The 18,613-nt window shown below is 69.1% G+C and carries 17 protein-coding genes; 11 read left to right on the top strand and 6 right to left on the bottom strand.

Annotation, left to right across the window (positions count from 1 at the left end):
- The first annotated feature begins 15 nt into the window (after positions 1-15).
- The 3 genes from ACFXKA_RS10080 to ACFXKA_RS10070 all read left to right on the top strand — a co-directional run bounded on the left by ACFXKA_RS10080 (position 16) and on the right by ACFXKA_RS10070 (position 3,530).
- Entirely contained in the window at positions 16-663 is a 648-nt protein-coding gene (locus ACFXKA_RS10080; protein ID WP_354844327.1) for a response regulator transcription factor, read from the top strand.
- Positions 664-870: 207 nt separating this feature from the next.
- Positions 871-1,851: a cation-transporting P-type ATPase gene (locus ACFXKA_RS10075; protein WP_379426884.1), complete on the top strand. Its 981-nt coding sequence runs from the start codon at positions 871-873 to the stop codon at positions 1,849-1,851.
- Entirely contained in the window at positions 1,794-3,530 is a 1,737-nt protein-coding gene (locus tag ACFXKA_RS10070) for an HAD-IC family P-type ATPase (protein WP_379426883.1), read from the top strand. The genes ACFXKA_RS10075 and ACFXKA_RS10070 overlap by 58 nt, the downstream gene beginning before the upstream one ends.
- Here ACFXKA_RS10070 and ACFXKA_RS10065 read toward each other — a convergent pair.
- Positions 3,527-4,087, bottom strand: a complete 561-nt coding sequence (locus ACFXKA_RS10065) for a TetR/AcrR family transcriptional regulator (RefSeq protein WP_379426882.1) — start codon at positions 4,085-4,087, stop codon at positions 3,527-3,529. The genes ACFXKA_RS10070 and ACFXKA_RS10065 overlap by 4 nt on opposite strands.
- A 94-nt stretch (positions 4,088-4,181) precedes the next feature.
- On the opposite strand from ACFXKA_RS10065, the gene ACFXKA_RS10060 reads away from it, so the two are divergent.
- The gene (locus ACFXKA_RS10060; protein ID WP_379426881.1) at positions 4,182-5,465 is read left to right on the top strand and encodes a ubiquinone/menaquinone biosynthesis methyltransferase; all 1,284 of its coding nucleotides are present in this window, start codon (positions 4,182-4,184) and stop codon (positions 5,463-5,465) included.
- Positions 5,466-5,560: 95 nt separating this feature from the next.
- Here ACFXKA_RS10060 and ACFXKA_RS10055 read toward each other — a convergent pair whose 3' ends face one another.
- A complete protein-coding gene (locus tag ACFXKA_RS10055; RefSeq protein WP_379426880.1) occupies positions 5,561-5,998 on the bottom strand; it encodes a pyridoxamine 5'-phosphate oxidase family protein in 438 nt (145 codons plus the stop codon).
- A 250-nt stretch (positions 5,999-6,248) separates the two neighbouring features.
- On the opposite strand from ACFXKA_RS10055, the gene ACFXKA_RS10050 reads away from it, so the two are divergent.
- The 7 genes from ACFXKA_RS10050 to ACFXKA_RS10020 all read left to right on the top strand — a co-directional run bounded on the left by ACFXKA_RS10050 (position 6,249) and on the right by ACFXKA_RS10020 (position 14,562).
- Positions 6,249-8,579, top strand: a complete 2,331-nt coding sequence (locus ACFXKA_RS10050) for a heavy metal translocating P-type ATPase (RefSeq protein ID WP_379426879.1) — start codon at positions 6,249-6,251, stop codon at positions 8,577-8,579.
- A 75-nt stretch (positions 8,580-8,654) separates the two neighbouring features.
- Positions 8,655-9,107 (top strand): DUF302 domain-containing protein, encoded by a 453-nt coding sequence (locus ACFXKA_RS10045; RefSeq protein WP_379426878.1) that lies wholly within the window; start codon positions 8,655-8,657, stop codon positions 9,105-9,107.
- An 80-nt stretch (positions 9,108-9,187) separates the two neighbouring features.
- Positions 9,188-9,742, top strand: a complete 555-nt coding sequence (locus ACFXKA_RS10040) for a flavodoxin domain-containing protein (RefSeq protein ID WP_354844303.1) — start codon at positions 9,188-9,190, stop codon at positions 9,740-9,742.
- A gap of 44 nt (positions 9,743-9,786) precedes the next feature.
- Entirely contained in the window at positions 9,787-10,266 is a 480-nt protein-coding gene (locus tag ACFXKA_RS10035; RefSeq protein WP_379426877.1) for a DUF2267 domain-containing protein, read from the top strand.
- Complete coding sequence (locus ACFXKA_RS10030; protein ID WP_354844298.1) at positions 10,263-10,439, top strand: hypothetical protein; 177 nt, start codon at positions 10,263-10,265, stop codon at positions 10,437-10,439. Before ACFXKA_RS10035 ends, ACFXKA_RS10030 begins: the two co-directional genes overlap by 4 nt.
- Positions 10,432-12,738 (top strand): phosphoenolpyruvate synthase, encoded by a 2,307-nt coding sequence (gene ppsA, locus ACFXKA_RS10025; RefSeq protein WP_379426876.1) that lies wholly within the window; start codon positions 10,432-10,434, stop codon positions 12,736-12,738. The genes ACFXKA_RS10030 and ppsA overlap by 8 nt, the downstream gene beginning before the upstream one ends.
- 111 nt (positions 12,739-12,849) lie before the next feature.
- Positions 12,850-14,562 carry a GAF domain-containing sensor histidine kinase gene (locus ACFXKA_RS10020; RefSeq protein WP_379426875.1) on the top strand — a complete coding sequence of 571 codons (1,713 nt, stop codon included), beginning with the start codon at positions 12,850-12,852 and terminating at the stop codon, positions 14,560-14,562.
- Between the two features lie 24 nt (positions 14,563-14,586).
- Here the strand turns inward: ACFXKA_RS10020 and ACFXKA_RS10015 are convergent, their stop codons facing one another.
- The 4 genes from ACFXKA_RS10015 to ACFXKA_RS10000 all read right to left on the bottom strand — a co-directional run bounded on the left by ACFXKA_RS10015 (position 14,587) and on the right by ACFXKA_RS10000 (position 18,598).
- Positions 14,587-15,486, bottom strand: a complete 900-nt coding sequence (locus ACFXKA_RS10015; RefSeq protein ID WP_379426874.1) for a universal stress protein — start codon at positions 15,484-15,486, stop codon at positions 14,587-14,589.
- Positions 15,487-15,708: 222 nt separating this feature from the next.
- Positions 15,709-16,653, bottom strand: a complete 945-nt coding sequence (locus tag ACFXKA_RS10010) for a universal stress protein (protein ID WP_379426873.1) — start codon at positions 16,651-16,653, stop codon at positions 15,709-15,711.
- Between the two features lie 29 nt (positions 16,654-16,682).
- Positions 16,683-17,606 (bottom strand): universal stress protein, encoded by a 924-nt coding sequence (locus ACFXKA_RS10005; protein ID WP_379426872.1) that lies wholly within the window; start codon positions 17,604-17,606, stop codon positions 16,683-16,685.
- Complete coding sequence (locus tag ACFXKA_RS10000) at positions 17,606-18,598, bottom strand: 1-phosphofructokinase family hexose kinase (RefSeq protein ID WP_379426871.1); 993 nt, start codon at positions 18,596-18,598, stop codon at positions 17,606-17,608. Before ACFXKA_RS10000 ends, ACFXKA_RS10005 begins: the two co-directional genes overlap by 1 nt.
- Positions 18,599-18,613: the final 15 nt, after the last annotated feature.

Here is an 18,613-nt window from a genome sequence, read left to right as displayed (position 1 = left end):
GATTGGGAACCGGCCATGATCAAGGTTTTTCTCGTTGACGATCACGAGATCGTTCGCCGGGGACTCGTCGACCTGCTCGACAGCGACCCGGAACTCACCGTCATCGGTGAAGCCTCCGATGTGGCCCAGGCCCTGGCCAGAATCCCGGCGCTGAAACCGGATGTCGCGGTCCTCGATGTCCGGCTGCCGGATGGGAACGGCATCGAACTCTGCCGTGATCTGCTCTCGCGCGTCGATGCGTTGCGCTGCCTCATCCTCACCTCGTTCACCGACGAGCAGGCCATGATGGATGCGATCCTCGCCGGAGCCAGCGGTTACGTGGTCAAGGACATCAAGGGCATGGAGTTGGCGAAGGCCATCAAGGAGGTCGGCGCCGGCCGCTCGCTGCTGGACAACCGCGCCGCCGCGGCCCTGATGGATCGGCTGCGCCGCAGCACCCAGTCCGATGGCCCGCTGGCCGGGCTCACCGACCAGGAACGCAAACTGCTCGACCTGCTCGGCGACGGGCTGACCAACCGGCAGATCGCCGAACGGATGTTCCTCGCGGAGAAGACGGTCAAGAACTACGTCTCCCGGCTGCTCGCCAAGCTCGGCATGGAGCGCCGCACCCAGGCCGCGGTCTACGCATCCAAGCTGCGTGGCGACCATCCGCGTCCGCAGTAGAGCGAACCGCGCTCCCCCGCCGCGTCTTCGGCCGAAGGCGCGACGATCGCGCGTTCCCGCCTCCGCCCACACCGACCCGACAGGCCGACCCCCGAGGCCGGGGCCAGCCAAAGCGGCGGCAAGTCCTCGGCTACAAGGTCTTTGGTCCCCTCGCTGGATGCGGGCAGGCCCTATCGGCCCGGCCCGGACAGCGGAACCCTCGACTGCATGCACGTTCACGCGCTGTCCTCGGCCACGAATCACACGCTGCCGCACACGGTTCGGGCCGTACCCGCCACGACCGCCGCCGCGGAGTCCGCCGACCGGATGCTGAGCGCGCTGGCCACCGGCGACGAAGGGCTGTCCGAGTCCGAATATGCCGGACGGGCAGGCCTTTTCGGGCCGAACGCCATTCAGGCGCATCGCGCGCGAATCGGGCCGGTCATCGCGCGGCAATTGCGCTCGCCGCTCCTGCTGCTGCTCGCTGTGACCGCTCTGGTGTCGTTCTTCCTCGGCGAGCGCAGCGACGCGGTGGTCATCGGGGTGATCGTGGCGATGTCCGTCGGGCTGGGCACCGTCAACGAATTCCGCGCCGAGCAGGCCGCGGCCGCACTGCACGAGCGCATCCGGCATCGAGTCGTGGTGACGCGCGCCGGACAGGCACGATCGGTCGACCTCGCGGAACTGGTTCCAGGCGACATCGTCCAGCTGCGGCCGGGCGAGCTGGTGCCCGCGGATCTGCGGCTGTTGTCCGTGACCGGACTGCAGTGCGATGAATCGGTGCTGACTGGCGAGTCGGAGCCGGTGATCAAGTCGACCGACCCGGTAGCGGCGGGAAGCCCGGTATCCGAGCTGGCCTGCTGCGCACTCATGGGCACGGTGGTCGCCGCCGGGACCGGCCGCGGCGTCGTGACAGCGACGGGTGGCGACACCGAATTCGGCCGTATCGCGGTCGGTTTGGCGCGCCGGGAGCCCGAGACCGAGTTCCAGGCCGGACTGCGCCGGTTCTCGATGCTGCTGGTGCGCGTCGCCGCGGTTCTGACGATCGGCATCTTCGCGGTGAATCTGGTGCTGCACCGGCCGCTGCTGGACGCGCTGATGTTCTCCTGGCGATCGCGGTCGGCATTTCCCCGCAACTGCTGCCAGCGGTCGTGTCGACCAGCCTGGCGGCCGGGTCACGAATCCTGGCGCAGCGCAAGGTGCTGGTGAAGCGGCTGGTATGCATCGAGGATCTCGGCGACATCGAGGTGTTGTTCACCGACAAGACCGGCACCTTGACCGAGGGACGGATCGAATTCATGCGCGCGGTCGCCGTCGAACCGGACGCCGGCGGCGAGGTCATCGAGCTCGGCATGGCCTGCACCGACGGCGTGATCCAGAACGGCCGGCTCGCCGGCGGTGACGCGCTCGACACGGCACTGTGGGCCGCGCCGCTCGCACCGCGGGACGGCGCCGAGGGGCACACTCGGCTCGCCACACTGCCTTTCGATCATCGGCGGCGTATGGTCTCGGTCCTGGTCGACGCACCGGACACCGGGGGCACGATCATTACGAAGGGAGCGCCCGAAGCCGTCCTCGCCTGCTGCGAGAAGGTGCCGGATGCGGCCACCGCGGCGCTCGCCGCCGAGTTCGCGGCCGGGCACCGCGTGGTCGCCGTCGCGACCCGTCCGGCACCCGGACGGACATCGCTGACGGCCGCCGACGAGACCGGTCTACGGCTGGCCGGGTTCCTCGTGTTCCTCGACCCGCCGAAAGCCTCTGCGCGCGAGGCGATCAGCCGCCTGGCCACGCTCGGCGTCGCGGTCAAGGTCATCACCGGAGATCATCCGACAGTGGCCGCGCGGGTCTGCGAACAGCTGGGCCTACCGGCGGGCGACACCCTGTCGGGCACCGACATCGATCTGCTCACCGACGCCGAGCTCACCGGGAAGCTGGCCACCACAACAGTTTTCGCCCGCATCGATCCCGAACAGAAGGCGCGCATCGTCCGCGCGCAGCGGTCGCACGGCGTCGATGTCGCCTTCCTCGGCGACGGCGTCAACGACGCGCTGGCTCTGCACGCCGCCGATGTCGGAATCTCCGTGGATGCCGCCACCGACGTCGCCAAGGACGCCGCCGACGTCGTGCTGCTCGAGAAGGACCTGCAGGTCCTGGCGGACGGCGTCACCCAGGGCCGGCGCGTGTTCGCCAACACCATGAAGTACGTCTTGATGGGCACGTCCAGTAATTTCGGCAATATGTTCAGTGCGGCGGGCGCTTCCGCGTTCCTGCCGTTCCTGCCCATGCTGCCCTCGCAGATCCTGCTCAACAATCTGCTCTATGACTCCAGCCAGCTCGCCATACCCACCGACACCGTCGACGAGGAGCAGCTGGCCCGGCCCGCGCGCTGGGACATCGGGCTGATCCGGCGATTCATGCTGGTGTTCGGCCCCATCAGCTCGGTGTTCGACTTCGCGACCTTCGGCATCATGCTGTGGGTCTTCCACGCGGGCGAAGCCCTCTTCCACACCGCCTGGTTCGTCGAATCGCTGGCCACCCAGACCCTGGTGCTGTTCGTGATCCGCACCCGCAGAACGCCCTTCTTCCGCAGCCACCCGAGCGTCGCTCTGCTCACCGCCGCGCTCGCCGCGGTCGGAATCGGTGCGCTGCTGCCCGTGACGCCGCTGGCCGCCACGCTCGGCTTCCAGCCGCTGCCCGGCACCTTCTTCGTCGCGCTGCTCGCCATGATCGTCGTTTACCTGGCGCTGGCGGAAACCGCGAAGCACTGGTTCTTCCGGACAACCCCCGCCGTCCCGGCCGCCCGTGACCGCCGGCCCGATCATCGAATGCGCCGACGCGCTGCGCGTTTCGCCACCGGAACGCCCCGGGCGGCGACTGTGGACTCCTAGGCCAGCAGCCGGTGCTTGATCAGGTCCATCATTTCGGTGCGGCTGCGCGGGCCGTTGTCGGCGGCTTGGAAGTGGTTGCCGATGCGCACCGAAACGGTGATCAGGCAACGGATCTCGACCTCGTCCTCGTCGGGGCAGAACGAGGAGTACAGGTACCGCAGGTAGTCCATTCGGCGGTTGTCGACGCGGCGGAGCCGTTCGGCCACGGCCACATCGCGGCGGGCCCAATCGCGGATCGCGATATCGGCCGTGATGCCCCGCACCGGCCCGTCCGCCGTGTCGGCGACGATGGTGAAAAGCCGCTCCAGCCTGGTTCTGGCGTCCCCTCCGTCGCGCTCGATCTGTTCGACCACACCTTCGGCGACTTCGTACTCCCAGGTGTCGAGCATCTCGGTGAGCAGTGCGTCCCGGTTGCGGAAGTACCCGTAGAAGCCGCCCTTGCTGACACCGAGCGCCTGTGCCAGCGCCTCGATCCGTACCGCTTCGGGGCCGCCCGCGACGAGTGCCCGCAAGCCTTCCTCGATCCATCTGCCTCGCGGTGTGCGAGCCACGGCCATGGTGCGCCTCCTCACGTCGGCAAGGAGTATACGGGGGCGTATAGATGGGTTTATGTTCGATCTATACGCCCCCGTATAGATCGGAGCCGAGCTCGTGAGACTTCCTCCAACCGCTCACACCAACCGCCCGTGGCGGATCCACGACATCGCCGACGACTTCACCGTGGAGGACGTATGGGCGTTGCCCACGCCGGGCGGCCCCGACGACTTCCCTCGGCTGGTAGGCCAATTCGCCGAAGGAATCGGCGGTGGGGTGACCGGCGATACCGCGATCTCCCGGGCGCTGTTCACCATTCGCTGGAAGCTCGGAGCACTGCTCGGCTGGGACCGGCCCGATACTGGCACCGGCGATCGGCTGCCCTCCCTGTACGACCGCTTGCCCGCCGACCTCCGCGAGGGCTCCCGGGGCCCGGACCTCGGCACAGCGCCGTTCCGGTCCGTCTACCAACTGGAGAACGAATGGGCAGCCGAAATCCGCAACACGACCGTCCACGCGGTCATGCACCTCGGCTGGGTTGCGGACGGAACCGGCGGCTACCGCGGCCAGATGGCTGTCCTGGTGAAGCCGAACGGCCTGTTGGGCGCCCTCTACATGGCCGGTATCAAGCCTTTTCGGTATCTCGGTGTGTATCCGGCGCTGATGCGCGCCATCGGCCGCGAGTGGCAGGCGAACACCGTCGCCGAGACCTCGCACGGCAAAGGTGTTGCGGTACACCCGATCTTCGAGAAGATCGCCGGATACTACGACCGGATGAACCTCGTCATGACGCTCGGCCGCCATGCGCGCTGGTGCCGTGAAGTGGCCGCCCGCGCGGCACCGCCCGCGGGCGGACAACTGTTGGACCTGGCCACCGGGACGGGCGTGATCGCTCTGGCGGCGGCACAGATGTATCCCACCGTCGCCGTGACCGGTGCCGACTTCTCCGAGGCGATGCTGGCTCGCGCACGGATCAAATCCGGGGCCGGCGCGGTTCGATGGCAGCAGGCCGACGCGACCCGGCTGCCGTTCGACGACGAGTCCTTCGACGCGGTCACCGAAGGCTATCTGCTCCGCAACGTCGAAGACCTCCCGGCAGTGCTTCGCGAACAGCACCGCGTCCTCGTGCCCGGCGGCCGGATCGTCATCCTCGAAACCTGCCCTCCCAGCGGCCCGTTGAGGCCGATCGTCGAGTGGGGAATGAGCACGATCATTCCCCTGCTGGGGCAGACGATTGCTCGCGATCGGTCGTCGTACACCTACCTCGAATCCAGCACCCTCGCCTTCACCTCACCCCAACATGTCGCGAATGTTCTGTGCCAAATGGGTTTTCAGAACATCGGATGGAGCAAGAAGTTCCTCGGCACCAATGTCATCCTCTGGGCCGACAAGCCACGATGATCGGTTATGCACTCGCGCACAGCGAGGTGTAAGTGTCGGCGGCTGCTGGGACCCATCTCGACGCCTGGCGGGGCGCCTCGGCACCCTGAATCCGGCTAACCCGCCTGCTTCGCCACGAGCCGCACGCCGGTCACCAGGGTCGGCTCGATGGCGACGATGGTGTCCATCTCCCCGTCGACCCAGGGCTGCAGCAGGCGCTCGTAGCGTGCGACCCGTTCCGGATCCGTCACGGTACGGGCGATCCCCGTCACCACCACCGACCATCCCAGCCCCGCGACGGGGTCGATGTCGTCGGCCTCGTAGGCCACCACCACATTCGAATCCGTGCGCACGGTCGAAGTCAGCCGAGACGTGAGACGGGTCCGCACGACGATGATCTCGCCCTCGTCGACCAGATGGTTCACCGGCCTTACAGCGGGCAACGCGTCGCGCGTGAAGATGACCCTCCCGAAGGGAACATCGGCCAGCAGCCGCAGTGCTTCCGCGCGCCCCAGACTCACGGTGGCGCGCGGAGCGAAGTGATACCCACGCATCAACTGACCCTTTCTCACCTGATCCCCCGCACGACAAACCCTCGATCCATGTCAGCATCCGCACCAGCGCCCCTCACAGGGTCGAAGGTCCTGTCTCGGGCATCCATCGGACATGGCACAGCCCACGAATCGTGGGCGGGCCACGACCGGGACGAAGGGCAGTGGTGTTCGGGGACTGTGGCCCTGTCGCTCCTTCGGACAACTGCGATGCACTGGTCGGGAATGCACACCCGGCGAAAGGACGAGAGCCATGGTGGCCGATTCACGTCTCCAGGGTTGGATCGATCGAGCCGGCGGTGTCCTCGGAACGGTGCTGCTGGCCGGGACGATCGCACCGTTGGTCGCCGGTGGCGTCGCCTGGGCCGCCGGGGCGACAGGGGTGGCCGACTGGTGCTGGGCCGCAGGCACGGTGGTGGCCTTGGTCCCGGCGGTGTGGTGGGTTGTCGCGGCGCTGCGCCGCGGGCGCGCCGGAGTGGACCTCATCGCGGTGTTGTCGCTGGTCGGCACGCTCTGGGTGCACGAGTACCTCGCGGGCGCACTGATCGCGGTCATGCTCAGCGGCGGGCACGCGCTCGATGCCGCCGCCGAGCGGCGCGCCGCCCGGGATCTGCGGGCCCTGCTCGAGCGGGCGCCGCGGTCGGCGCGGCGACGGCAGGGGGACGTGGTGCGGGTCGTCGATCTCGATGAGATCGTTCCGGGTGACATCCTGGTGATCGCGGCCGGCGAGGTGGTTCCCACCGACGGCAGGATCATGGATACCGTTGCGGCACTGGATGAATCGGCACTGACCGGCGAACCACTCCAGGTCGAGCGCACCCCTGGGGAGCCGGTCCGCAGCGGCGTGCTCAATGCCGGCGGCGTGTTCGAGATGCGGGCGACCGCGACGGCCGACGACAGTACCTACGCGGGGATCGTGCGGCTGGCACGCGAGGCCGGAGCCGCCACCGCGCCCACGGTCCGGCTGGCGGACCGTTATGCCGTGTGGTTTCTCCCGCTGACCTTGCTCGTCGCGGGTGCCGCGTACTGGTTCAGCGGATCGCTGGTGCGTGCGGTGGCGGTGCTCGTGGTAGCGACTCCGTGCCCGTTGTTGCTGGCCGCACCCGTTGCCATCGTGTCGGGTCTCTCACGCGCGTCGCGGGTCGGCGTGGTGGTGCGCGATGGCGGGGCGTTGGAAAATCTCGGTCGCGCAACAACTCTGGTCATGGACAAGACCGGTACCGTCACGGCCGGGCGGCCCGTGGTCACGGAGGTCGCCGCCGCTCCGGGTGCGGATGAAGCGTGGCTGTTGCAGCTGGCCGCCTCGGTGGATCAGCTGTCGCCACATGTGCTGGCCGAGGCGATCGTGACCGAGGCGCTGACCCGCAAGCTCCAGCTCGCGGTTGCCACAGCGGTTTCCGAGCAGGCGGGTCGCGGCGTCACCGGCACGGTCGACGGTCATCGCGTGCAGGTGGGGAAGTTGCCGGAGTCGATGATCACCCCGGAATGGGCGCGGCCGGTGATGAATCGGGCACGGCTGGACTCCGCCGCCGTCGCCTGGATCGTCGTCGACGACGACCCGCGGGGTGTCGTGTTGCTGCGGGATCCCTTGCGGCGGCAGGCGCCTCGTACCCTGCGCCGGCTGCGGGAGGCCGGACTGAACCGCCTCGTCATGCTCACCGGTGATCGCCCCGAGCCCACGCGTGAGGTCGCCACGGTGCTGGGCCTCGACGAGGTCTACGCGGGCCAGAGCCCGGCCGACAAGGTCGAGGCGGTGCGCCGGGAGAGTCGGCAGCAGGTGACCGTGATGGTGGGTGACGGCATCAACGACGCGCCCGCCCTCGCCGCCGCCACGGTGGGAGTGGCGATGGGAGCGCGGGGTTCGACCGCCTCGTCCGAGGCCGCCGACATCGTGCTCACCACCGATCGGCTGGACCGGCTCGCGGACGCCATGGACATCGCCCGCTGGTCGCGTCGAATCGCGGTCCAGAGCGCGACCGTCGGCATGGCCCTGTCGCTGGCGGCCATGGTCGTCGCGGCCGTCGGCTGGCTGCCGCCCGCGGCGGGCGCGCTGCTTCAGGAGGCCATCGACGTCGCCGTCATCCTGAACGCGCTGCGAGCACTGCGCGGCAATCCGGCCGCCCGCCTGAACCTGCCGGCGGACACCGAAGAGCTGCTCCACCGCTTCGCCGCCGAACACGATGTCCTGCAGGACGCCCTGGCGAGGCTCCGCGCGGTCGCCGACCGGGTCGCGGACCGCCCCGATGATGCTGCACTCGCAGCCCTCGACAGCGTGCACGGCTTTCTTATCGAGGACCTGCTGCCCCATGAGGTGGCCGAGGAGACCCAGCTCTATCCCGCGCTCGCCGGGCCGCTCGGCGGCACCGAGGCAACCGCCACCATGAGCCGCGCGCACGCCGAAATCCAGCGGCTGGCCACCCGCATAGGCACCCACCTCGAACTGGCCCACGCGCGTGGCGGATTCGACCCGGATCAGATCGACGACCTGCTGGCCTGCCTCTACGGCCTGCACGCCGTGCTGCGCCTGCACTTCGTCCAGGAGGAGGAGAACTATTTCGCCCTCGCCGCCGACGAACGGCGGTGATCATGACCAGGCCCACCTTCCGCTCGCCCCGCACGGCCGTGCGTTGGTTCCCACACCACCGTGACCTTGTCCTCTGTGGCATCCCCGTCTGCTGATCAGCGCGATCCGGATTCCGGTGGCCCCGCCGCGGCCATCGCCGTCCACCTCGACGCGACGTTCACCGACGCCGTGGACCGCACCCGGATCGCGTTGCGGGAGCACGGATTCGGCGTCGTGACCGAATTCGACGTGCAGGCCGCACTCCGCGAGGGGACCGGTGAGCACATCGCGGAGTACCTGATCCTCGGAGCCTGCAACCCGCAGCCCGCCGGTCGTGCCCTCGCCATGGACCGGGAGGCGGGATGTCTGTTGCCCCGCATCGTCGTCGTGCGGGCCGACCGGACCGGGGTGCTCGTGGAGGCCACCGATCCCACGCTGCTCGCCGAGGTCCTGGCCAGGCCCGAACGCACCGAACCGGCCGAAGCGGCGCGTCGATTGCTCACCGCGGCAGTGGCGGACCTGGCCCATCCCGCCGCGGCGGCCGGCTGAGGTGGTCGAGGACCATGGTCCCGGTCACCACGGGTAGGAGGCCTCTCACCGAAATCCGGCTACGCGAGCAGGCTCGATGCATGGAAACCACCGCTCCCCGCGTCGCCGTCATCTACGCCACCGCCCAGGGATCCACCCGGGAGATCGCCGATTACATCGGCGCCTACCTCACGGCCCGCGGCGCGACCGTCGAGGTCGCCGACGTCGAACACGCTCCCGAACTCACACTCTTCGATGCCATCGTGCTGGGCAGCGCCGTGCACGATCTGGCCCTGCTGCCCGAGATGACCGAATTCGTCCGCTCGCACCGCCACGAACTGCGGGCATACCCGGTGTGGTTGTTCAGCGTCGGGCTGGGACCGGCCCTGGTCGGCCCGACCGGACGCCGCATCGGCAGTGTCGTACCGAGAAAGATTGCCGCCCTGCGTGATTCGATCAAACCGCGTGGTTTCCACGCGTTCGCCGGCCACTACGAGCGGGTCGGGGTCTCACTGCCCGCCCGCGCCCTGTATCGCGTGCTCGGCGGTGCCCGGTACGGGGACCTGCGCGACTGGTCCGACATCACTGTCTGGACCGACACCATTGCGCAGGCTCTGCACCTGCCGCAGGCCCAGGCCACTCCGACCCACCCCTGACCCGCGCACCCCCGGTCATCCCGTTTCCGCGAAAGGCCATGCCGATGAGCCATCACACCGATCCATTCGCCCCGGCGATCCATACCGGCCGCATCTGGCTGCGCACCGTCGCCGACCGGCTCGGCACCGACGACCGGATGGAGGCGAATCGGGCCCTGCGCGCCTGGCTGCACACCGTACGCGATCGCCTCGATATCGGCGCGGCCGCGCACTTGAGCGCCCAGCTGCCCACGCTGCTGCGCGGTGTCTTCTATGACGGCTGGACGCCGGGACGTGTTCCGGTGCGCCATGATCCGCAGTCGTTCCTGCACCAGTTCGCCCGGACGGCGGACGTGTCGGCGGAGGAGGCGAGGCGGATGTCCGCTGCGGTCACCGATGCGCTGGCCCAGCTGTTCTCCCCCGGCCAGCTCGACCACGTGCTGGCGCAACTTCCCGTGTCCCTGCGGCGCGTGCTGCTCGGTGCCGATTTCAGTGAGGTTCTCACCGCCGCAGGCGTTTTCGAGTCTCCGGAGGCACAGCAATGACGATCCGGCACGCCCCTCTGTTCGTCGTCGCACTTCCCTTCGTGGTCACCGGCCTCGAACTCAGCGGCGCGTCGCCGCTGGCGATGCTGTCCGCCTTGTTCATCCTCGCCGTCCCGATCCTGTTGCTGCTCATGCTGCCCGGGTCGAAAAAGAACTGGAGCCGTCATGGGTGACTATGTCGCCACCTTCGATGAATTGCGCTTGACCGATGCCGACCGCGCCGGCGGCAAGGGCGCCAATCTCGGTGAACTGGTCGCGGCGCACCTGCCCGTGCCGCCGGGGTTCGTCGTGCTCAAATCCGCCTACGAAGAAGTGATCGGCGCGGGCGCGCACGGCCCCGAACTCGACGAGCTGCACACCCGAGGGCTCGCGGCAGCACAGGGCGCGACCCGCGACGAGGCACAGCAGCTCGACGAGCTGTGCCGCCGCATGCGGGAATTCGTGCACGACACCCCGATGTCGCCGGCCGTCCGCGATGCCGTGCTGTCGGCCTATCACCGGCTCGGCGACGAGGTTACCGTGGCCGTGCGGTCCTCGGCCGTCGGCGAGGACAGCGCGACCGCGTCGTTCGCGGGAATGAACGTGTCCCACACCAATATTCGCGGCGACGAAGAATTGATCACCGCGCTGACCGACTGCTGGGAATCGCTGTTCTCCTCGCGCGTGCTGACCTATCGGGCGCGGCGCGGCATGCACAATCGGCCCGAGATGGCCGTGGTGGTGCAGCGGATGGTGGCCGCCCGCACGGCCGGCGTGGCCTTCACCGCCGACCCGGCCACCGGTTCGCTCGATCGCATCGTCATCGACGCCGCGCGCGGCCAGGGCGAGGTGGTGGTCTCCGGCGCCGTCACACCCGACACCTACGTCCTCGACGCGGCCGGACCGACACTGCTCACCGCCCAGGTCGGCCGCCAGAGCTTCGCCATCGTGCCCAGCGCGGACGGCGATCAGCGAATTCAGCTCTCCGAATCCGAGGCCGAGGCGCCGGCCCTGACCGACGACCAGGCCGTCGCCGTGGCCCGGCTCGCGCTCGAGGTGCAGGCGCACCACGGCCGCCCCCAGGACGTCGAATGGGTCTTCGACGACGAGAACCTCTGGCTGGTCCAGGCGCGGCCGATCACCATACTGCCCGGCGACGCCGCGCCGACACCGCCGATGGCGCACGCCGTCGAGGAGCGGGTGCTGGTGCGCGGGCTGGCCGCGGCACCCGGCCGTGCCACCGGGCCCGCGCGCGTGTTGCGCTCGCCCGCAGAGGGATCCGCGCTGGGCGACGGCGAGATCCTGATCGCCCCCATGACCAATCCGGACTGGCTGCCGACCCTGTCGCGGGCCGCCGCGGTGGTGACCGACAGCGGCGGCATGACCTGCCACGCGGCCATCGTGGCGCGCGAACTCGGTATCCCGTGCATTGTCGGAGCCCGCACGGCCACCGCCCAGCTGACCACCGGCCAGGAGGTCACCGTCGATGGGTCCGCCGGCCAGGTGTACGCCGGAAACCCGTTTCCGGCCACGACCACCGCGGTGCCGCGCCTGGTCCCCGAGACCACCGCACCCGAGGCCACCGCGACGCGCGTGTACGTGAATCTCGCGCTGCCCGAAGTCGCCGAACGCACCGCCGCCGGAGACGCGGACGGGGTCGGCCTGCTGCGCGCCGAAGTCCTGCTGACCCAGGCGCTCGGTGGCCGCCATCCCCGCGACCTCATCGCCCGCGGCGAGGACGAGAAGTTCATCCAGAGCATGACGGATTCCATCCACCGGATCAGCTCCGCTTTCGCCCCGCGCCCGGTCGTCTACCGGGCAAGTGATATGCGCAGCAACGAGTTCCGGGCGCTCGAGGGCGGCGACCGCTACGAGCCCCAGGAGCACAACCCGATGATCGGGTTCCGGGGCTGCTACCGCTACGTCCGCGAGCCGGAGATGTTCCGCCTCGAACTGGCCGCGCTCGCACGCGTGCGCGAACAGACCCCGAACGTGCACCTGATGATCCCGTTCGTCCGCACCCGCTGGGAACTCGAGCAGTGCCTCGAGCTCGTCGACGCGAGCCCGCTCGGACGCCAGCGCGGCTTGCACCGCTGGGTCATGGCCGAGGTGCCGTCGGTGATGTACCGGCTACCGGAGTACGTCGAACTGGGAATCGACGGAATCTCCATCGGCAGCAACGATCTGACCCAGCTCATGCTGGGCGTGGACCGCGATTCCGAGGAGTGCGCCGAACTGTTCGACGAATCCGATGCGGCGGTGCTGGACGCCATCGAGCAGATCGTCACCACCGCCCGCCGGCTCGGCATCACCTCGTCGCTGTGCGGCCAGGCGCCCTCCACCCGTCCGGAATTCGTGGAGCATCTGGTGCGCGCGGGCATCACGTCGGTGTCCGTCTCACCCGATGCGATCCAGCGCACCCGGCGCGCCGTCGCAGCCGCCGAACGTCGCGTGCTCCTGGATCGCGCGCTGGCCCAGCCGGACCGGCGGTGACGCTGCGAGTCACGCACCTGCACCATCGTCGGCGCGCGCGTGCCTAAACTGGAACAGCCGTAACAGAACCAGTTGTGCGCGCGCCCGACACGAGTGCAGGGAAGCCAGGAAATGACCGTTGAGCCTACCGACGGCTCCTACTCGGTACGTGACACCCTTTCCCAGCTGCGGCTGCGGGAATTGCTCACCGAGGTCAAGGACCGCGTCGAACAGATCATCGACGCTCGCGACCGTATGGACGGCCTGGTCGAGGCGATGCTCTCGGTGACCTCGGGGCTCGACCTGGATCAAACCCTGCGCACCATCGTGCACACCGCCATCAGCCTCGTCGACGCCCGCTACGGTGCGCTCGGCGTCCGCGCGGACGATCAGCTCGAACAGTTCATCTACGAGGGCATCGACGAGGAGATGCGAGCCCGGATCGGCGATCTCCCGGAGGGCCGCGGCGTGCTGGGTCTGCTGATCAGCCAGCCCAAGCCGATCCGCCTGGACAACATCGCCGATCATCCCTCGTCGGTCGGCTTTCCGGACCACCACCCACCGATGCGCACCTTCCTGGGCGTACCCGTCCGGATCCGCGACGAGATCTTCGGCAACCTGTACCTCACCGAGAAGTCCGGCGGGCAACCCTTCACCGAGGACGACGAGGTCATCGTGCAGGCCCTCGCCGCAGCCGCCGGAATCGCGATCGACAACGCCCGGCTGTACCAGTCCACCCGCACCCGGCAAGCCTGGATCGAAGCCACCCGCGACATCGCCACCGAATTCCTGGCCGGAACCGATCCCGAGAAGGTGCTCGCCCACCTCGTCACGCATACGCGCACGCTCACCGAATCGGAATGGGCGTTCCTCGCTGTCGACGAGGAACCCGACGGCAACCACAGTGACGCCGAGGGGCTGCGGATCAGCAAGTGCGCCGGGCCGGACGGACACGATCATGCCGGAGTGGTCCACACCTCCGGGACCGCGATCGGACGAGCGTTCCGCCAGGGTATGGCGCTGCGCCTCGACGACAGCGACGATCTCGGCCTCGACATCGCGCTCAACGCCGGACCCGCGCTGATCCTGCCGCTCAACGCCCAGGAGTCGACCTTCGGCGTGCTGGTCATGGTCCGCCCGGCCGGCGCTCCCCCCTTCGCGGACGAATTACAAGAACTGGCAGGCGCTTTCACCGATCAGGCCGCGCTGGCGATCCAGCTGGCCGAAGCCCAGCAGCGCATGCGCGAACTCGACGTGCTGACCGATCGCGACCGCATCGCCCGCGACCTGCACGACCATGTCATCCAGCGGCTCTTCGCGGCCGGCCTGAGCCTGCAGGGCACCGTCGCCCGCGCCCGTTCGGCCGAAGTGCGCGAACGGATCTCGGACGTCATCAACGAATTGCAGGACGTGGTCCAGGAGATCCGCACCTCGATCTTCGACCTGCACGGCGGCGCGGCGAGCAGCACCCGGCTGCGGCAGCGGATCGAGGAGGTGATCCGCACACATACCGCCGATACCGGCCTGCGCACGTCGTTGCGCATCACCGGGCCGCTGTCGGTGGTGGCGGCCGAACTCGCCGACCATGCCGAAGCCGTGGTGCGCGAAGCGGTTTCCAATGCGGTGCGACACGCCGGGGCCGCGACCGTCTCGGTGACCATCGACGTCTCCGACGATCTGACCGTGCTGGTCGCCGACGACGGCTGCGGGATCCCCGCGAACATCACACCGAGTGGGCTGCACAACCTGGACCGCCGGGCCGAGGAGATGGGCGGAACCTTCTCCTACGGTCGCAACCCCGAAGGAGCGGGGACCTTGCTGCACTGGGCGGTGCCGCTGCGGTGAACCGGCCGCCGCCGAGCGATCCGGTCACGTGCCACGCACGATGACGATCGGGCAGTCGACGCTGTGCAGCAGGGCGTTGCTGGTGGAGCCCAGGAGCATGCCGGTGAAGCCACCGCGTCCGTGGCTGCCGACAACCACCAGCTGCGAGTGTTCGGCTTCGTCCAGCATCGACCGAACCGGCCTATCCTTCACCAGGATTCGCCGCACCGCGACATCGGGATAACGCTCGGTGTATCCGGCCATCTCCTCGCCGAAGGTCGCCCGCTCCTGTTCCTCCACGGTCTCCCACCCCGACATCGGCAGGTAGGGTCCGCTGACGTCGCTCCAGGCGTGCAGAGCGGTCAGACCGGTCTTGCGCAGCGACGCCTCCTCGAACGCGAGTTCCAGCGCCGCAACGCTGTTCGGGGTGCCGTCGACGCCGACCAGCACCGGCTGCCGCGCCGACACCGGGTCCGCGGCCGCGGTCGTGTGGATGACGGCGACCGGACAGTGCGAGTGGTGGGTCACCGCCGTGGCGACCGACCCCAGCAGCCCACGCCGGAGCGCACCGAGTCCGCGACTGCCGAGCACGACCATCCGGGCGTCCCGCGACAGGTCGATCAAGCGCGAGATGATCGGCTCCTCGGTGACTTCCGAGGACATCTCGACCCCCTCGCCGAGCAATGTCTCGGACGCGATGCGGGTTGCCTCACCCACGATGCGTTCGCCGTCCAGTTCGAGCGACGCGATATCGGGGGCGTCGAGCACGGCGGTCGGCGGCAGCCCGGTCGGCGCGCAGATCGATGTGACGATGTGCAAGGGGGCTCCGTGCCGCGCGGCATCCAGCGACCCCCAGGCGACCGCCTGGTAGGAGACGGCCGAGCCGTCCACGCCGACGACGATCGGTGGATTCGGATCCACCTGCGGGGCAGGGTCTTCAGTCATTTGTGCGCTCCTGACTCTCGTGTCTTCGCTATTGCTCACCCGACAGGCTCAGGGATTCGAGCGGACGAACGACGTCCTCGAGCGGGAGCCGGGGTGTGCAGTGCCACGGCGGCGCGGATGGTGTCGTGATCGGGGAGAGTCGACATCGCCTGTCCTTCCTCGGAAATCTCGTGCCCTCACTCAGCATGGCCCGTGCGACAGGCCGCCGGTGACGGCCGAAAGTCACTGTCCGGCGGGTTCTTCGGCCCGGGTTTGCGATGGCTGACGGACGACGAGGACCGGGCACTGCGCCAGGTGCAGCAGCGCGGCGCTCACCGAGCCCAGCCCCATCCCGGCGAATCCGCCCCGGCCATGGCTGCCGACCACCACGAGCTGCGCGTTCTCGGCTTCCTCCAGCAGTGCGCGCACCGGGGTATCGGAGGACACGACCCGGTGCACGGTGACCTCCGGACAGCGCGCGGCGTAGCCGGCGAGGGCCGCTTCCAGCAGCACATCCTGGGTCTTGCGGATAGCGTCCCACCCCATCACGGGTAGGTCGAAGCCACCCGTATCACTCCACGCCTGCACCGCGATCAGGTCGGCCTTGCGCCGCGACGCCTCCCCGAAGGCGAGCTCGATGGCCGGCACGCTGTTCGCCGATCCGTCCACCCCGACCACCACCGGTTTCGACGCCGCCGGGTCCGTCTCCGAAACACCGTGCACCACCGCGACCGGACAGTGCGCCTGCCGGGCCAGCGCGGTACTCACCGACCCCAGCACCGCCCGCCCGATCGCGCCGAGCCCCCGATTGCCGACCACCAGCAGCCGCGCCCGCCGTGAGCGCTCGATCATCGCGCCGATGATCATGTCGAAGATCAGTTCGGTCCTGATGTGCAGGCTCGCCCCCGGCACGGCGTGGGCGGCGATACGCGCGGCGTCGGCGAGCACCCGCTGGCCCCGCTGACGCAGGTCACGCCTGTCGTGGGGGTTCTGTTCCGTCGCCCCCGCCACGATCGGGTTCGCGTACGAGGTGACGATATGCAGCGGGCAGCCCCGCATGTCGGCTTCGACGGCGGCCCACATCACCGCCTGATAGGAGATCTCGGATCCATCGGTGCCGACGACGATCCCCAGATCATCGTGATCAGAGTGCTCGACACTCGTTGCGGGAACAGCATTCTCTTCCATGACGTCTCCTGATTCGTCGGCGGCTCGGCTCACTCCGCGGGACGGACAACCATGATCGGGCAATGGGCGTGCTGCACCAGCGTGTGCGTCGTGGAACCCAGGAGCATGCCGGTGAAGCCGCCACGGCCGCGGTTGCCGACCACGACCAGTTGCGCGTGTTTCGACCACCCTTGCAGCGTGTCGGCCGGGGCGGACACATAGACGCGGCGGGTCACCTGCACGTCCGGATATTTCTCCTGGAAGCCCGCGAGTCGTTCGGTCAGCAGAGCTTCCTCGAGTCCATCCACCTCGCCGAGGTCAGCGGTGGCTCGGTCACCGAGGTATTCGCCGAAATCCCAATCGCTCCAGACATGTACGGCGACCAGGTCGGCGTGGCGTTCGGCGGCTTCGGCGAAGGCCATGGCGATGGCGGCCTCGCTGACCGGGCTGCCGTCGACGCCGACGACGACCGGTCCGGACTCGCGGAGGGTGTCGTGCGCATCCGGATCCGGGCGCACCACGATCACGGGACTGTGGGCATGGGAGGTGACGGCGAACAGCGTGGATCCCAGATGGATGAATGTCCCGGCGTTTCCGGTCGCTCCGAGCACCACCGCGTAGGCGGCCGCGCTCAGCTCCACCAGCAGTCTGCTCGCATTGGTCACCGAAAGCCGTGTCGCGGTCCGCAATCCGGGTTCGATCCGCAGCGCCATCTCCTCGGCCTCGCGAACGAGCTGCTGCCCCCGGGCCCGCACCGCGTCGACCACCGACGGTGGCACCACCCCGGAGGGGCCTCCGGAACTACCGACTCCGCCCAGATCGAGGGCGTGCGCGATCTGCAGCTCCCGGCGGCGCTGGGCGGCATAGCTCGCGGCCCAGCGCAGGGCGAGTTCCGATCCGAGCGATCCGTCCACTCCGACCACGACACCGGCCGAGGCCCATTGGTGCGGATCGTCGTAGTCCTCGTGTGTCATCACGTCCTCCTCTGTGGAACAGGCGTTTCGGGGCTGCCCGTGCCGGCCGGTGAGAAGCAGCTCGGCCGGGTCTCAGGTTCTTGCTGGTACAGCTCGGCGATGCGGGCGGGATGGCCGGGCCGGGTGCCCGGCGTGGTCAGGGCGGCGGTGGCGGCGGCGATGCCCAGCCGCACCGCGTCGTCGAGCGGGTAGCCGCGTGACAGGCCGACCGTCATGGCGCCCACCATGGCGTCGCCGGCCCCGATACCGCTGCGGACGGTCACCTCGAGCGACGGGAACCACTCGTTGTCATGGCGCGTCACCGCCAGCGCGCCGCTCGCCCCCAGCGACACGACCACGATCCCGCAGACTCCCGCCAGGATCAGCTCCCGCGCGGCCGCGAGTTGCGACTTGCGGTCGGGCAGAGGATGACCGACGAGCTCGGCGAGCTCACGCACACTGGGTTTCAGGAGGTGGACCCCACGCCGGACCGCGCGCAGCGCTGCACCCGACGTATCCAGGATCAGACGGACACCCAGGTCGCGCAGCAGGTCCGCGAGAGTCTGATAGAGGTCGTCCGGGACGCCCGGCGGCAGACTGCCGCTCGCGACCACATAGTGGGAACCGACTGCCGCGCGTTCGATTTCGCTCAGGCAGAGATGCAGTTCCGGCGCGGTCACCCGGGGTCCAGGAAACACGAATCGGAACTGGTCGCCGGTTCCGTTGTCGGTGACCGCGAGGTTCTCGCGGGTATGGCCGGCGATCGGGATCGATCGCATCGGGACTCCGGCGTCACGGACCAGGTCCTCGAGCTGACGCCCCGACGGGCCGCCCGCCGGGAAGATCGCGGTCACCGGCTCGCCGAGAGCCGCGATGGTGCGCGCGGCGTTGATTCCGCCACCGCCGGGATCGAATCGCGGTGGCGTGCAGCGGGTCTTGGAGGTCGGCCGGATGTGGTCCGCACCGGCGGCGATGTCGATCGCGGGATTCATGGTCAAGGTCACGATCGGCATCGGCCGCCTTCTCTC

This window comes from Nocardia sp. NPDC059228, from assembly GCF_042754245.1.
GTDB lineage: Bacteria > Actinomycetota > Actinomycetes > Mycobacteriales > Mycobacteriaceae > Nocardia.
This window is presented reverse-complemented; position numbering and strand designations above follow the sequence as displayed.

Excerpts from the sequence above, each read along its gene's own strand:
- ACFXKA_RS10065 (WP_379426882.1), bottom strand. The coding sequence starts at position 4,087 with ATGGCCGTGGCTCGCACACCGCGAGGCAGATGGATCGAGGAAGGCTTG.
- ACFXKA_RS10010 (WP_379426873.1), bottom strand. The coding sequence starts at position 16,653 with ATGGAAGAGAATGCTGTTCCCGCAACGAGTGTCGAGCACTCTGATCAC.
- ACFXKA_RS10020 (WP_379426875.1), top strand. The coding sequence starts at position 12,850 with ATGACCGTTGAGCCTACCGACGGCTCCTACTCGGTACGTGACACCCTT.
- ACFXKA_RS10080 (WP_354844327.1), top strand. The coding sequence starts at position 16 with ATGATCAAGGTTTTTCTCGTTGACGATCACGAGATCGTTCGCCGGGGA.
- ACFXKA_RS10030 (WP_354844298.1), top strand. The coding sequence starts at position 10,263 with ATGACGATCCGGCACGCCCCTCTGTTCGTCGTCGCACTTCCCTTCGTG.
- ACFXKA_RS10040 (WP_354844303.1), top strand. The coding sequence starts at position 9,188 with ATGGAAACCACCGCTCCCCGCGTCGCCGTCATCTACGCCACCGCCCAG.
- ACFXKA_RS10075 (WP_379426884.1), top strand. The coding sequence starts at position 871 with ATGCACGTTCACGCGCTGTCCTCGGCCACGAATCACACGCTGCCGCAC.
- ppsA (WP_379426876.1), top strand. The coding sequence starts at position 10,432 with ATGGGTGACTATGTCGCCACCTTCGATGAATTGCGCTTGACCGATGCC.
- ACFXKA_RS10000 (WP_379426871.1), bottom strand. The coding sequence starts at position 18,598 with ATGCCGATCGTGACCTTGACCATGAATCCCGCGATCGACATCGCCGCC.
- ACFXKA_RS10005 (WP_379426872.1), bottom strand. The coding sequence starts at position 17,606 with ATGACACACGAGGACTACGACGATCCGCACCAATGGGCCTCGGCCGGT.
- ACFXKA_RS10015 (WP_379426874.1), bottom strand. The coding sequence starts at position 15,486 with ATGACTGAAGACCCTGCCCCGCAGGTGGATCCGAATCCACCGATCGTC.
- ACFXKA_RS10050 (WP_379426879.1), top strand. The coding sequence starts at position 6,249 with ATGGTGGCCGATTCACGTCTCCAGGGTTGGATCGATCGAGCCGGCGGT.
- ACFXKA_RS10035 (WP_379426877.1), top strand. The coding sequence starts at position 9,787 with ATGAGCCATCACACCGATCCATTCGCCCCGGCGATCCATACCGGCCGC.
- ACFXKA_RS10055 (WP_379426880.1), bottom strand. The coding sequence starts at position 5,998 with ATGCGTGGGTATCACTTCGCTCCGCGCGCCACCGTGAGTCTGGGGCGC.